The 13,972-nt window shown below is 39.0% G+C and carries 16 protein-coding genes; 7 read left to right on the top strand and 9 right to left on the bottom strand.

Annotated features, from left to right (window positions below; translation table 11 throughout):
* Positions 1-14: 14 nt before the first annotated feature.
* Positions 15-359 (bottom strand): MerR family transcriptional regulator, encoded by a 345-nt coding sequence (locus CD33_RS03955; RefSeq protein WP_235863394.1) that lies wholly within the window; start codon positions 357-359, stop codon positions 15-17.
* 349 nt (positions 360-708) lie between these two features.
* On the opposite strand from CD33_RS03955, the gene CD33_RS03950 reads away from it, so the two are divergent.
* Positions 709-1,239, top strand: coding sequence for a GNAT family N-acetyltransferase (locus CD33_RS03950; RefSeq protein ID WP_036198450.1), 531 nt, complete (start codon positions 709-711; stop codon positions 1,237-1,239).
* Between the two features lie 101 nt (positions 1,240-1,340).
* Here the strand turns inward: CD33_RS03950 and CD33_RS03945 are convergent, their stop codons facing one another.
* Complete coding sequence (locus CD33_RS03945) at positions 1,341-2,360, bottom strand: DUF4179 domain-containing protein (RefSeq protein WP_036198449.1); 1,020 nt, start codon at positions 2,358-2,360, stop codon at positions 1,341-1,343.
* On the bottom strand, positions 2,357-2,920 hold the full coding sequence (locus CD33_RS03940; protein WP_036198448.1) for a sigma-70 family RNA polymerase sigma factor: 564 nt from the start codon (positions 2,918-2,920) through the stop codon (positions 2,357-2,359). Before CD33_RS03940 ends, CD33_RS03945 begins: the two co-directional genes overlap by 4 nt.
* 322 nt (positions 2,921-3,242) lie before the next feature.
* Between CD33_RS03940 and CD33_RS03935 the strand changes: the two genes are divergently transcribed.
* Together CD33_RS03935 and CD33_RS03930 are read left to right on the top strand one after the other, a co-directional pair.
* Positions 3,243-3,941: an AIM24 family protein gene (locus CD33_RS03935; protein ID WP_036198447.1), complete on the top strand. Its 699-nt coding sequence runs from the start codon at positions 3,243-3,245 to the stop codon at positions 3,939-3,941.
* A 125-nt stretch (positions 3,942-4,066) separates the two neighbouring features.
* On the top strand, positions 4,067-4,555 hold the full coding sequence (locus CD33_RS03930; protein ID WP_052129977.1) for a YndM family protein: 489 nt from the start codon (positions 4,067-4,069) through the stop codon (positions 4,553-4,555).
* Between the two features lie 50 nt (positions 4,556-4,605).
* Here the strand turns inward: CD33_RS03930 and CD33_RS03925 are convergent, their stop codons facing one another.
* A complete protein-coding gene (locus CD33_RS03925) occupies positions 4,606-5,601 on the bottom strand; it encodes an NAD(P)/FAD-dependent oxidoreductase (protein ID WP_036198446.1) in 996 nt (331 codons plus the stop codon).
* Between the two features lie 456 nt (positions 5,602-6,057).
* On the opposite strand from CD33_RS03925, the gene CD33_RS03920 reads away from it, so the two are divergent.
* Positions 6,058-7,080, top strand: coding sequence for a serine hydrolase domain-containing protein (locus CD33_RS03920; RefSeq protein ID WP_036198445.1), 1,023 nt, complete (start codon positions 6,058-6,060; stop codon positions 7,078-7,080).
* A gap of 157 nt (positions 7,081-7,237) precedes the next feature.
* Here the strand turns inward: CD33_RS03920 and CD33_RS03915 are convergent, their stop codons facing one another.
* From CD33_RS03915 to CD33_RS03905, 3 genes are read right to left on the bottom strand one after another with little or no spacing between them, the layout of a single operon-like run.
* Positions 7,238-8,374, bottom strand: coding sequence for a zinc-dependent alcohol dehydrogenase (locus CD33_RS03915; RefSeq protein ID WP_036198444.1), 1,137 nt, complete (start codon positions 8,372-8,374; stop codon positions 7,238-7,240).
* Between the two features lie 23 nt (positions 8,375-8,397).
* On the bottom strand, positions 8,398-8,760 hold the full coding sequence (locus tag CD33_RS03910) for a spore coat protein (RefSeq protein ID WP_036198443.1): 363 nt from the start codon (positions 8,758-8,760) through the stop codon (positions 8,398-8,400).
* Positions 8,761-8,772: 12 nt separating this feature from the next.
* A complete protein-coding gene (locus CD33_RS03905; protein WP_036198442.1) occupies positions 8,773-8,982 on the bottom strand; it encodes a hypothetical protein in 210 nt (69 codons plus the stop codon).
* Positions 8,983-9,460: 478 nt separating this feature from the next.
* Here CD33_RS03905 and CD33_RS03900 point away from each other — a divergent pair, with 478 nt between their 5' ends.
* Positions 9,461-9,988, top strand: coding sequence for a YtxH domain-containing protein (locus CD33_RS03900; protein ID WP_036198441.1), 528 nt, complete (start codon positions 9,461-9,463; stop codon positions 9,986-9,988).
* Between the two features lie 272 nt (positions 9,989-10,260).
* Here the strand turns inward: CD33_RS03900 and CD33_RS03895 are convergent, their stop codons facing one another.
* Together CD33_RS03895 and CD33_RS03890 are read right to left on the bottom strand one after the other, a co-directional pair.
* Positions 10,261-11,319 carry a GH25 family lysozyme gene (locus tag CD33_RS03895; protein ID WP_036198440.1) on the bottom strand — a complete coding sequence of 353 codons (1,059 nt, stop codon included), beginning with the start codon at positions 11,317-11,319 and terminating at the stop codon, positions 10,261-10,263.
* Between the two features lie 306 nt (positions 11,320-11,625).
* Positions 11,626-12,042 carry a DUF1284 domain-containing protein gene (locus CD33_RS03890; RefSeq protein ID WP_036198439.1) on the bottom strand — a complete coding sequence of 139 codons (417 nt, stop codon included), beginning with the start codon at positions 12,040-12,042 and terminating at the stop codon, positions 11,626-11,628.
* A gap of 447 nt (positions 12,043-12,489) precedes the next feature.
* Between CD33_RS03890 and CD33_RS03885 the strand changes: the two genes are divergently transcribed.
* Both CD33_RS03885 and CD33_RS03880 read left to right on the top strand, forming a co-directional pair.
* Positions 12,490-13,479 (top strand): NADPH:quinone oxidoreductase family protein, encoded by a 990-nt coding sequence (locus tag CD33_RS03885; protein WP_036198438.1) that lies wholly within the window; start codon positions 12,490-12,492, stop codon positions 13,477-13,479.
* Between the two features lie 77 nt (positions 13,480-13,556).
* Entirely contained in the window at positions 13,557-13,946 is a 390-nt protein-coding gene (locus tag CD33_RS03880) for a hotdog fold thioesterase (protein ID WP_036198480.1), read from the top strand.
* The last annotated feature ends 26 nt before the right edge of the window (positions 13,947-13,972 follow it).

Genomic DNA, 13,972 nt, shown 5'->3' with positions numbered 1-13,972 from the left:
ATTCACCTCCCATGTTATTGTATTAAAAGAATTAAAGACTGCATTAAAGCAACACTTTCCGGCGTTACTTTTCGTTTTAAATTTTGTTTTTCTTGTTCACTTAAAGAATCCATTATTTTCGTGACATCGTTCTCTAGTTTTTTCATTTGAAGGCGAAGCTCATGAATATTCACTTCTTCATAGGGTTTATCTTCTGTTGCATGGTTGCCTATTATTTTGGCTATTTCCGATAGACATTTTCCAGACTTTTTTTGTTGTTCAATCCATTGTATACGCTCAACCATCTCTACAGGATAGAGTCGATAATTTGATGGTGAACGCTCCATTTCAAGTAAGCCCAAATTTGTATAGTAATCGATTGTACGTTTTGTAACACCGGCATAAGTAGCAAGATCACTAATTTTTATTTTCTCGTTCCCAATTTATCACCCCTCCAAACTATCACGTGATACTTAAAGTATAACGTGATAGTTTCTATTAAGCTATTAAAATGCATTAGATTTTTCATAATTGTAAAAATTAAGAGCGATAAGGAAAGTTGAATTTGAGAAGCTTAATTTTGCGAGTATTTATTTTTAAAAGATGAAAATGGGCCTTTAAAAATACTAGTAAATGCAAAGAAATAGACGCAACAACATCATCATCTCTAATTGGAGGACTTTCACCACTCTAAAAAGAAATTTAAAAGAATGAAAAGGGGGAAGTTCGATGTTTCCAGTTCTAGAGACAGAAAGACTAATTTTGCGGGAAATCACCAAAAAAGATACCAAAAGAATTTTTGCTTGTTTCTCAAATGAAAATGTTACTCGTTATTATGGGGAGGAACCGTTGATTCATATAGAACAAGCAGAAAAGTTTGTTGATTTCTTCTTAAAAAACTACGAAGCAAAAAGAGGTATTAGATGGGGCATTGAGATAAAGGGGGAAAAAGGAATCATTGGGACAATTGGGTTTAATGCTTGGTCCCCCAAACATAAGAGGGCGGAAATCGGTTATGAAATCCACCCAGACTTTTGGAGAAGTGGGTATACTTCCGAGGCACTATTGAAAGTTCTTTCATATGGCTTTGATGAACTAGATCTAAAGCGTATCGGCGCAGTTGTATTTATGGAAAATGAAGCATCCAACCATTTACTAATAAAGCTTGGTTTTAAAAAAGAGGGAGTTTTACGGGATTATATGTATCAAAATGGTACCTCACATGATACTTATGTCTATTCATTGCTGAAAAATGAGTAGTAATAATTTTTTGGGGAGTATGTCATTAGTAGAAAATGTTGGATGAAAATCAATCGGTGGAAGTCAAAAGTCATTCAACTTCCACAGAGTTTTTGAATTTTTTATTTCTTTAAATCAATTACAATCGGCTCAAGTTCAATTTCAATATGTCCCTCGCCGGATTGTTGACTTGCAATTTCGACGGGTTGGATGATGAGTTGGCTGGCATCTTGATGGATTGTTCCAAAATCGGTTGTTCCATTGAAGGTTTGGCCGTTGTCATTGGAGAAGCCGCCACCACTTGTTTCATCTACATATACATTCCCTAAGTTATCCGTAATTCGGAAGACGGGTGTAACACTTTGCCATTTTGCAAGCAGTTCTTCAGTCACAACTTGCTCATAGGAGATTACGGTTGATACATCCGTAAATTCAATCGATTCGAGAGTAAAGCTAACCCCTTCTTGTTGAACTATTCTATTTACGAGTTGTAGCTCTCCCTCCAGGCGATTTAAGGAGAAGTCAAAGGACCAATCACCTGCTACCTCCAATCCATTGGATATACTGGTAAAGGATTTAGGAGACCAAGTAATTTCAACTGTTTCTGGATATTCATTATTCTCGAAGTGTGGGGTGAATGAAGCTAAGCCAACATAACGATTATCACTGATCTTCGTAATTTGTTCGCTCCCGCCACTTCCAAATGCATCAACCACATCAAACGAATGAGGAATCATCAACTCCTCCCCAAAATCATGTTCTGTTTCAATTGCATAAGACACCGTTATATTTGTACCGTCATACACTGCGTTATCAATCATGAGTGTAATGCCGTTGCTTGTCTGCGAAAGATTGATATCTGAGGAAAACTCTTCAAAATTCGTATAGCGATGTTCTTCGTCATTGAAAAATTGGATGACATTGTCCATAAATGGAAGTTGAGATGCAAGTGAAGGAAAGGCAAATCCTGTTGCACCAGCAGCACCGATGAAAATTGCGGATGCAGCGGCAATATTGCGCCACATAGGGCGTTTTTTTCGTTTTTTTAATATGTGCTGTTTAACGCGGGCTTTCTCGATTTCTGTTACGTCCATTAACTCAAGTTGATCAATATCCAAGTCGAGCCATTCCTTTTTTGTCATACAAATCGCTCCTTTAGTTTCACGTTAGTGGCTAAAATTTTCTTTCCTCGATAAAGACGGTTATCAACAGCAGCTTTTGTTAATCCGAGGTTGTTGGCGATTTCGGAATTGGAGAGCTCCAGATAATACTTCATCATAAAAATATCACGGTCGATGTCCTCTAACTGGCTGATTGCAAATAGTAATTCCGTTTTTTCTTCACGTTTCAGAACCGTCTGATCTGTTTGCGAGGAACTTGCTTTTTCCTCGAGTGGTGCATCGGATCGTTCATTTTTCATTTGTTTTTCGACCTGTCGATAATGATCGATGGCTTTGTATTTTGTAATCATGCCGATCCATTTTTTAAAATCCTGCGCATCCCCATTAAATTGCTGGGCATTTTGCCAAACACTCAAGAAGACGTCATTTACGCACTCATCAATATCACCGCTTTTCATCTTGTACAAAATTTTTGTTGCAATTGTTTTTACCAGCGGCAAATAGGCATCGATAATATAATCTAGTGCGTCTTCTTTCTGTTTCTTTAATCGGGGAATAAAGTTTGTTGATGAACATTTCATTCACTTCGCTCCTTATGGTATTGAAAAAGCTTTTTCATAATGTACAACGAACAGTTTAAGAATTTATTCTCAAAAAAATCTAACTCTAAATGAAAAAAAATATGGTACTTGTTTATGCTAAGTCACGCGCATGATTGCTATTGGGATTATTGTACTTTAAATAGAAGAATTCTTGCGATAAAGATAGGCAGATTTAAAATCGGAATATTATCTGAGGCTTTATAATAAAATCCACTTGTGACAAAAAAATAAGGAACAGATGGTACATTACGAAACCAAATTGAAAGTCATTACGTATATGTAAAATAATGGAGGCGATAAAATGGTAAACAGATATTCAATTGAAGAATTTATAAAAAATACAGAGCAAGTTGATAAGGGAGAAGGGTTTTTCGAGCTGGAGACACCCCGTATTCTGGAAGTGAATCTTGATGGTCTTGTGTGGGCTAAATCAGGTGCAATGATTTCTTATAGTGGGAAGATCAAGTTTGAACGTGAAGGGCTTTTGGAAAACGGCATCGGCCATATGTTCAAAAAGGCTTTTACCGGTGAAGGTGCAACCCTCATGAAGGCAAACGGAAAAGGGAAATTATATTTGGCGGACAGCGGCAAGAAAATTATCATATTGAATTTACAAAACGAAGCCATTCATGTAAATGGCAATGATTTATTGGCATTCGAGACTTCCATCAAACACAATATCAAGCTGATGAAAAAAGTTGCAGGGATGATGGCAGGTGGATTATTTAATGTAAGATGTGAAGGAACAGGGATGATTGCCATTACATCCCACTACGAGCCGCTTACGTTGCGTGTTACACCAGGCAACCCTGTGATAACTGACCCGAATGCAACGGTGGCATGGTCCGGTAACCTTCAGCCCGAATTTCAGACGGACATTTCACTGAAAACCTTTGTAGGGAGAGGTAGTGGGGAATCCATACAGATGAGATTTGAGGGCGACGGGTTTGTGATCGTTCAACCATTTGAAGAAGTGAATATGCAGGTGAGCAGTAGTTAAACGTCAATAATATAACTATTAGTATAACTGTTTTGTTTTTCCACCCATTCTTTATTTCTTGAACGTATGGAGGCTTAAGTTCGGGAAAGTCTATACGATAGGAGATAAAGAAAGGAGGTTGACAAATGCAGTATACAAAAGCCTTTTTTATTAAACTTGCCATGACGATTGCCGTCTTATGGATTGTATTGGGATTATTTTACGGAGTTTCATTTGGAAACATACTTCTTATAGGGGCGCTCTTAACCATTGTAGCATTTGTTGGCGACGTATTCCTCTTACCCAAAGTTGGCAACCTGATAGCGGCAGCTAGTGACTTGTTCCTTGCCTTTTTTGTAATTTGGGGATTAGGAACATGGGCTTATGGCGAAAATACGTCAATGTTTGCTGCCGCCTTTTTATCATCCCTTTTTATCGGAGTTGGTGAGATGTTCTATCATCGATATTTCAGGGATCATGTTATGGAAACTGTCCAAAAACCAGAAAAAAATAAGGGTTATACCTATTCTCCTAGAATAGCGCAAACCGAATTTTCACAGGACTTTGACAAAGGCTTGGAAAAGAAAGAGAACAATGATGTTACCAAAAGTGAAACCGAAGATCCAATGAAATAAAGAGGAGCTGCCCGAGCATCTTTGGGCAGTCCTTTATTTGTTCCTTATTTTCAATTGAACATATCCGAACTGTGTGGGACATGTCCCCGTGTCGAGGGGTCGATATAATGTTTTGCAGCATTGATGGCTATAGTGGCTTCACCAAAGCCTGTGGCAATTAGCTTTACTTTCCCTTCATAGTCGCAAACATCCCCCACAGCATAAATGCCTTCAATATTGGTTTCCATCTTAGAATTGACATGAATTGAGATTTTACTCATGTCTAAACCCCAATTATTTAATGCACCCAAGGAGGAAGTAAACCCATAGTTTACGATAAGTTCATCCGCTTCCAATGTTTCAGACTCCCCGGATTCGGCATTTTTAAAGGTCATTTTTTGTATTTTCCCTTCCGTACCATCGATTTCTGTAGGAACAAGGGGGGTTTTAATTTGCACAGTCGATTTTTTTAGTTGTTCGACGCTATGTTCGTGAGCAGTGAACCTATCTCTTCTGTGGATAATGGTTACGTTTTTGGCAATAGGCTCTAACATTAAAGCCCAGTCAACGGCAGAATCACCACCGCCTAGGACAATGACTCTTTTATCCTTGAACAAGCTCATATCATCGATAAAATAATGAAGTGACTTCCCTTCAAAGAGTGCGGCATTTTCAATAGACAATTTTCTTGGCTGGAACGCGCCTAGTCCTGCTGCGATGATGATGGTTTTAGTTAGATGGTTTTCCTTATCGGTAGTTAATTTGAATACACCATCATCTAATTTCTCATAACTTTGAATGGTTTGCTCCATTACGAATGTTTGCTCAAATATTTCCAATTGCGCTTCAAGATTATCAATCAATTCTTTTGCCCGAACCTTTGGAAAACCAGCAACATCATAGATGAATTTTTCAGGATAAATAACTGATAGGCGACCACCGAGCTGGGGGAGACTTTCAATAATTTTGACAGACAGATTGCGCATTCCAGCATAAAAAGCAGTAAACAACCCTACTGGACCGCCACCAATAATTGTGACATCATAAACTTTTTCATCGGTTTTCAATATACTCACTCATCTTCTTTAATGTTTTTGTTATTAACTTATTTATGTGGAGTATTACCGTAAAAGTAGTGTTTTATTATATTTTCGGAAAGACAAATTTATATTGATAGCAGTTGTTTCTAATTTGAGCAGTTTTTTTGCCTAAGGAGTGTAGTAATAGAGATAAAAAAATCCCCAATCATAATTGATTGAGGCAAAATACTCATATTGATCACCAAAAAATAGGTGAGAGGCTAAGTTAATAACCGTTCAAAGCATTAACTTACATTTATCTTATAGTTTTTAGACTGTTTGCTCAATGCAATATTATTGGCAGGAACAGATATAAGTGTTGCAAATGGTGTTATTTAGTATAATGGAATTTACATATATTTCTGAAAAAACATTTTTGTTTTATGTGTAAAATTGTGCACTAGTAAAGAATAAGTAGATTCAATAGTAATAGGAGGAGTTGAAATGGGCAATTTACAAGAAAAGATAGAGTCATTGCAAAATGAGATTCAGTTTTCGGGAACGGTTATAGTTGCACAAGGGGGCAATGAGATTTTTAATGGAAACTACGGCTATGCAAATCGTGGTGATAAGATAAGAAATCAGCTAAATACAAAATTTGGAATAGCCTCTGGGTGTAAAATTTTCACTTCTACAGCAATTGGCCAGCTGGTTGAACAGGGGAAATTGAAGTTCGACTCAAAATTAAAAAATTTCATATCGATAGATTTCCCCCATTTTGATCCGGATATTACGGTTCATCATTTATTGACGCATACTTCGGGCGTACCCGATTATTTCGATGAAGAAGTCATGGATGATTTTGAAGAGCTATGGATAAATGTGCCGATGTATCATATACGAAGTTTGAAAGATTTCCTTCCACTTTTCCAAAATAGCAAAATGAAATATCAAGCAGGAGAACGATTTTCTTATAATAATACAGGATATATTTTATTGGGATTGCTTGTCGAAGAACTAAGTGGACAGAGTTTTGATGAGTACGTGATGGAACATATTTTTAAGCGAGCGGGGATGGAGGATTCAGGCTATTTTGAACTGGATCGGCTTCCATCCATGACTGCAACAGGTTATATCGATTTTGAGGATGGCAGTTGGAAAACGAATCTTTACTCTGTTCCTGTAAAAGGGGGTTCTGATGGGGGAGCTTTTGTAACAGCCCCGGATATGCTGAAATTTTGGAAGGCTTTGACGAGTCATTCTCTAATGGGCAGAGAGACTACGGAACAATTATTAACAATTCATGAAACAGAAAAGGACGGCCTGTCATACGGCTACGGCATTTGGATAGAAAAAGTCGGTCAAGTTCTACAGTACATGTTAATGGGATATGATCCGGGAGTGAATTTCCATGCTTCGTTTTATCCTGAGCAAGATGTGCAGATTGTAGTTTGTTCAAATGGTTCGAGAGGTGCGTATAAAATTTTATCCTTGGTACAGGAGGAAATCCTGTCTCAATATCGATAGGCAGACTCAGTAGAAAAGATACTTTTGAAAAAAGTACCTTCAGAGTGTAGACAAAGTCGATCTTCGACTTTGTCTACACGTTTTTTAGGCTATTTCCTTCAATAAAAAACTACCCAGACTGTCTTGAAAACGCTTGGCAGACAAGGGGGCAGACGATTTATGGTTTTAAGAGCACCTTGATGCAGCCGTCTTGTTTTGTATCGAAGATTTCATAACCGTGTTTTGCCTTTTCAAGTGGGAGGACATGTGTAATGATGTCACCAACATTCACTTTTCCATCGGCAATGAGGTTATAGACATGGGGCATGATGTGGACAACCGGGGCTTGTCCTGTACGTATTGCTACGTTGCGCTGGAAAATATCACCGAGTGGGAAGGCATTGTACCGACCACCGTAAACTCCGGTAATTTGGATGGTCCCGCCTTTTCGAACCGCTTGGCTGGCTGTGACAATAGCTCCCATGGCACCACTCTGCAGTTTAACGCCGCTTGCAAGAAATTCCAGAGGCGTCATTTTCCCGCTCATTCCGACACAATCGATGACAACGTCTGCTCCTCCTTTGGTAATCTCCTTCAAATATTCACCACAATTTTCATGGTCCTCAAAATTGACGATTTCAACGTTATTTGTCTTCTTAGCATGTTTAAGTCGATACCCGATGTAGTCTACTGCGATGACTCTTTCTGCACCTTTCAACCATGCATATTTTTGCGCTAATAGCCCGACAGGTCCGCAACCGAGAATAACAACAGTATCTCCTTTTTTGAGACCTGAATTTTCTACACTCCAAAAAGCAGTGGTGGCTGCGTCGGCAAGGAGAACCAAGCTTTCATCTGGAACCTCGGATTTCTCTGGGATTTTGAAAGGGAGAAAATTGCCATAAGGAACACGCATATACTCTGCTTGTCCTCCAGGGAATCCTCCGGTTGTGTCGGAATATCCGAAGTAGGCACCCATTTCGCCATTGTCATTTGCATTGTCGCATTGGCTTTCCAAATCATGATTGCAATACCAGCATTCCCCGCATGCAACATTAAAAGGAATGACAACCCGGTCACCTTTCTTTACCTTCGTTACACCCTTGCCGACTTCTTCCACAATGCCCATCGGTTCATGGCCAATGACATAATCCTGTCCAAGATTCGGAATCATTCCATGAAGCAGGTGCAAATCAGATCCGCAAATGGCAGTAGTCGTTAAACGAATAATGATATCATCGTCTTTTTTTATTTTAGGTTCTTTAACCTCTTTAACCTCTACATTTTTAATGCCTTGGAAAGTAACAGCTTTCATTAAAAAAATCCCTCATTTCCATTTTAGTTTTTAGGCGGGGTAGGGAACATCCCTTTTCGGTTCATACTTTTTGGAAATAAATCCAGCTGGGCGATACTGATTGCGTTTTCCGCTGATTTGATATCCAATTCTTTTTGAGCTTCTAAATCATAGGGTTTAAGCCAGTCCTTTTTTAACATCAGTTCTGAAACTTCGAAATAGAGTTCGATCATCACATCCAGCTGGGTTTTCATGATTTTTTGAAGGGCAGGGGAAGCTGTTTCGGTTAAGGCAATTGAAAGATTGCGAATACCTGTTTTCGTAGTCAGCAAAAATTCCAGTGCCACTCCGGAATCGGTAAGTTCAGGCATTCCAACCGAGTTAATGGGATCTAGGTAGTCTTCCATAAAAGTATCCTCCTAATATTCTAATTCCGATTTAGAATAAAGCTTGACCATAGCTGTTAAAGCCGGGGTTGATAATTTCACATTTTTGTCCAACAATGCTCTTAAATCATCATCAAAGACTACACCTTGGCTAAGCTTCGATTTAAGTATACTAGTGGTCATAAAGTTGATGACTTCATGAAACTCCATCGTTTCATGAAGTGCTAATTTCTTTTCGAACATGCAATCCGCACCTCCTGATTTTCCTTTAAAAAGGCTACCCTGTGGTGAGGTTATTTATACAATCCGATCTATAATTAGGGTGCAAAAAAATGGAATGCCTCAGTGTTATAAATTTACCGAATATACCCAATGATATTTAACCAAAATCAATTTCTGATAAATTTATAATTCCTCGAAAGAATAAGGAGAATACCTTGAAAGGGGGATTCTTACCATCTAGTGAAAAAGCACATTACTAGGAAGTTTGAGTGGAGTGGTTCTGTTGACTTACAAAAAGGTGTTTTGACAGTACTTGTCAGTAAAAAAACCAATTCGAATGTGTGGGATAAAAGAAAAACTACAGTTGTTTGCTTTTTTTTTTCGGGGAATGTTTTGAACAGCTGGTAAAAAGAATTTACTTAAAAAGTTTAATGAAAAAAATATGGGGCACCTAAAGAGTAAGGTTACAAATTCATAAAACATACAGGAGGAATGATTTATGACGCAAACAGCTACTTATAACAATGAAACTGTCAATGAAAATAATGGAAAGCTTTTAAAGGGTGTTGTAATTGGGGCTGTTATTGGTGGGGCCATTGCAATGCTTGATTCAAACACGAGGAACAAAATTACATCCACAACTAAAAACATGAAAGAAACTACAATGGATATGTATAGCCAAGTCAAAAATAATCCCACGGAAGTGAAAAACGACTTACAAGAGCGACTGAAAAGTGCTTCTTCCGTTCTTAAAGATGCAATCAACGATGCTCAAAACCTTTATGAAAAAGTAAACGAGAACATTTTTGGACCAGTTACTCAAGTAAAGGAAGATTCAAGCGATATTATTTCAAGCGCCAAAGAAGTCACTTCTGATTTAAAGAGTATCGGTGGAAAAGTGAAAGAAGCCGGAGAAGAAGTAATAAATGTCAGTGATTCACAAAGTGACGACTCTTCTGATAAGGATGCTTCCATCTCCCACAACACTACTAATACCACAAGTAAGATACCGGGACAATTGGGTTAATAGGACGAATCGGTTTATACCGATTTGTTCTGAAATCGGACTACCTAAACGGTTTCGGAGAGCAATGCCACTGCACTTGATAACCAAATCGTAAGAAGTAGATTTAGCAAAGCATCTTCAAACTGGATACAATTTTTAGTAATCGGGTGCTTATCCTCAAATAACAAGGATAAGCGCTATTTTTCATTAAAAAATGAGGGAACTAACGATCTGATCGTGTGATCGTTATCAACAGTCACAGGGTTAATCAAACCGATTAACCCCCTCATCAACTATTCTGGAATACTCAGCGTATCTCCAGCATAGATTATATCTGGATTTTCGATGTTGTTTTCAGAAGCAAGTGCCTCAACAGTTGTTCCATATGTCTTAGAAATTGACCAGAGTGTATCTCCGGGTTTGATGATATATGCAGATGTAGCAGAGATTGTTAGTTTTTCCCCAGGCATGATTAAATCTGGATTGTCTATCGCGTTATTTGCTAGAAGGACCGACACTGTAGTCTGATGCTTTTTCGCGATACTATAAAGGGTATCTCCGGACTTTACAACATACGTAGAGGATGTATCTACCGAATCGGGCATGTTAGTAGATTTTTCTGGCTGCGCTTCAGGTTGATTAACAGGACTTTCTTCTGTTGCTATGTTTTCTATGAAGATTCCGTCATTGAATATATTTAAATCGACGTCCCCTTCAATTCCCTCAACAGTTCCTGTGTCCGTGTATTGCCAGCCTGCCCAAGTATCCCAAATCACTTCGTCGGAAGGTTCGCTCCCGTCATATTGTGCCAGCCACAAAGAATAAGTCGTTAACGACTCACTGAATACATTTGTGGCATTATTCGCATTACTATAGACCATCACAGGAAGCCCGGTTAGACTTTCAAGTTCATCGGCAAAAGCTAAAGCGATTGCATTAATCTCCTCAACAGATAAGCCTTCCAAATCCTCAAAATCCATAACCGGCTTAATGTCGATTTCTTTGCCGTTAATTATGGATGCGAAAAAGTTTGCCTCTTCACGAGCCTGTTCCACAGTAGTAGCAGTTAAAAAGTGATAAAAACCAACTTTCAACCCTGCCGCCTTTGCGCCTTCATAATTGACTTCAAAGTTGGGATCCGTATAGTCAACCCCTTCGCTGGACTTGATGATCACTGCTTCCATGCCGGCATTCGCCACTGCATCAAAATCAATCTCCTCTTGATATCTACTCACGTCTATCCCTTCAAATTCAGATGAACTTTCGGGTTCGATTGCATAAGTACTATTTGTAAATGCGAGCACAGTGACAAAAAGAAGTGCGATAAATACTTGCCCTAGTTTCTTCACCATATTCACCTCCAATCTAGTAACTCATTACAAGATATGCGAGATTACAAGAGTTGCTTGAGCGAATATATTGGTTTTGAAAAGTGCAAGGGCAACAGTTTGGTATATCCGTGTTGAGATAAATAGGGATAAACAAAAGTGGGGATTCTATCAATTTTCTCGGATTTAATAGAGTATGGAAGGAAATGTTAAGAGCAAGGCGAGGGAAAGGATATCGAAAAAGGAGTTGATCCAGGAATAGATCACCTCCAAAATTCGACCGAGGATGCCGATTGATTATTGAGCTACTTTTAGAGAATGGAAGGGGGATTAGTGAATTTCTCTTAAACCCTTCCCTTGATGAATTTCGTCTATCCCTTCTTCACAGACCCCAAGGGAACGCCAAGTGCACGTTTCACAGACGACTTGAATATCCGAAGAAGCAATGTGGGTCGATATACGGGATTCAATCTCCTCCCATTTTAGGACCTGTCCGATTTCAAGGTTCATTTTTGCTAAAATCGCTGCATCTCTATCATAAATATTGGGGTTTTCACAATGGTACTCTTCTGTCAGGGGAAACTTATCGCATAAATGATCTGGTCCATTAACAATTTTGATCCATGTCTTGGGGTTGTTTCTCAACATTTGATGGATCTTGGTCATATTTCTCACATATTCAGGAGAATAGCCCATACCACGGTAGCCTAAAAGGCAAAACAAGTGGTGTCCGCGTAAGTGAATCAAAGTACTCCACTCCTATTAATTTGAAATGTGTTAACTTAATGGATATTGATGTTTACTTAAAATTTATTCTATCAAACTTACATATTTAGTGAAATATTCAATTATTTATTCATGAACCGGGATTGCCGAATAGTTGAGCTAGCTTTTAAGATCGGATATCGCCCCATACTTGTATGATCAGAATCATTTTGCATATGCCTTGAGATTATCGATGAATTTAAATACCTGGGGACCGGAAGTAGCTGCCAATGTAATTCTAGCTAAAATTAATGTATAATTATTTGTCTTAAACATGGGTTGTATCGATGGTTCGAGATAGCTGGTACAGCCCGCAGAGGTACTTAACAAATGAAATGGAAGCAAATAATAAGAGGATTTACATATTTTTTGTGGAAATTTTATATTAAGAGATAATTATACAGTCATAATTGAAGGGGAGTATTTTAAATGCAGTCATTTGATGCCTTAGTTGTAAATAAAGAGGAAGAGCAATTTTCTGTGGATATTCAAAAGTTGACAATAGAGGATTTACCAGAGGGAGAAGTGTTAATTCGCGTTCAATATTCGGGTGTAAATTATAAGGATAGCTTGGCCGCCATTCCAAACGGCAATATCGTGAAAAATTACCCTTTTGTACCGGGAATTGACCTGGCTGGTGTGGTTGTAGCGTCGGTTGACCCACGATTCAAAGAAGGCGATGAAGTCATTGCAACGAGCTACGAAATCGGTGTAGCACATTTCGGGGGATATAGTGAATATGCGCGAATTCCTGCTCAATGGATTGTTCCGTTACCTGAAGGTCTTTCTTTAAAGGAAGCGATGACAATTGGAACTGCAGGTTTTACAGCAGCATTATCTGTTTTGCGACTAGAGGATAACGGTGTAAAGCCCGAAAAGGGAAAAGTGCTGGTGGCGGGTGCGACAGGCGGAGTCGGAAGTTTTGCTGTTTCCATACTTTCGAAATTAGGATACGAGGTAGAAGCGAGTACCGGAAAAGAATCCGAATCGGAATACTTAAAGAATATTGGTGCCTCCACTATAGTTCCTCGAGAAGAGATTTTTGATGGGAAAATACGTGCATTAGGTAAACAGAAGTGGGCAGCGGCGGTTGATCCGGTCGGAGGGGAACCACTTGCATCCCTGCTAAGTCAAATTCAATACGGAGGTTCTGTAGCCGTAAGTGGTTTAACAGCGGGTACAAGTGTGCCAACTACTGTTTTTCCATTTATCCTTAGGGGTGTGAATTTGCTCGGCATTGACTCAGTATACTGTGATATGGAAACACGCTTGAAGGTATGGGAGCGTCTGGCAACAGACTTTAAACCAGCCAATTTGGAAGAGGTTATTCAACAAGAAGTGACATTGAAAGAACTGCCGGAAGTCCTTCCCACGCTTCTGAAAGGTCAAGCAAGAGGGAGAATACTAGTTAAATTATAGGGGGCTAGAAAATGGTTGTTTCGCAAGAAGTGTTAGATCGATTTGGTGCAAAGGACGAGACTGCTTTTATTGAACAAATGCAATCGAGGGCCGGTAATACATTGATTGAGGCATTAGAGATTAAATATGTGGAATTGTCATTGGATCGTGTTGTGATGACGATGCCTGTTGGTGCAAAAACAAGACAACCTGCAGGTATTTTGCACGGAGGGGCGTCCGTTGCATTAGCGGAGACGGCGGCGAGTATAGCCACGGCGCTGAATGTGGATCTGACAAAGTATAATCCCGTGGGGCTTGAGATCAATGCAAACCATATCCGCAGTAAACAAGATGGCATCGTCACAGCAATAGCAACTCCTTTGCATAAAGGGCGAAAGACGATGGTGTGGGATATAAAAATCGAAGATGAAGAGGGAAAATTGATTTGCATCTCACGCTGTACGATGGCGGTAATAGCGAAAAATTGATAAAAAGAGGAAGACTGTTTTAAAGC

Source organism: Ureibacillus sinduriensis BLB-1 = JCM 15800 (assembly GCF_000772955.1).
In the GTDB taxonomy this organism is placed as follows: Bacteria; Bacillota; Bacilli; order Bacillales_A; family Planococcaceae; genus Ureibacillus; species Ureibacillus sinduriensis.
Note: the sequence above shows the minus strand (reverse complement) of the source record. Positions and strands in the feature narration are given on the sequence as shown.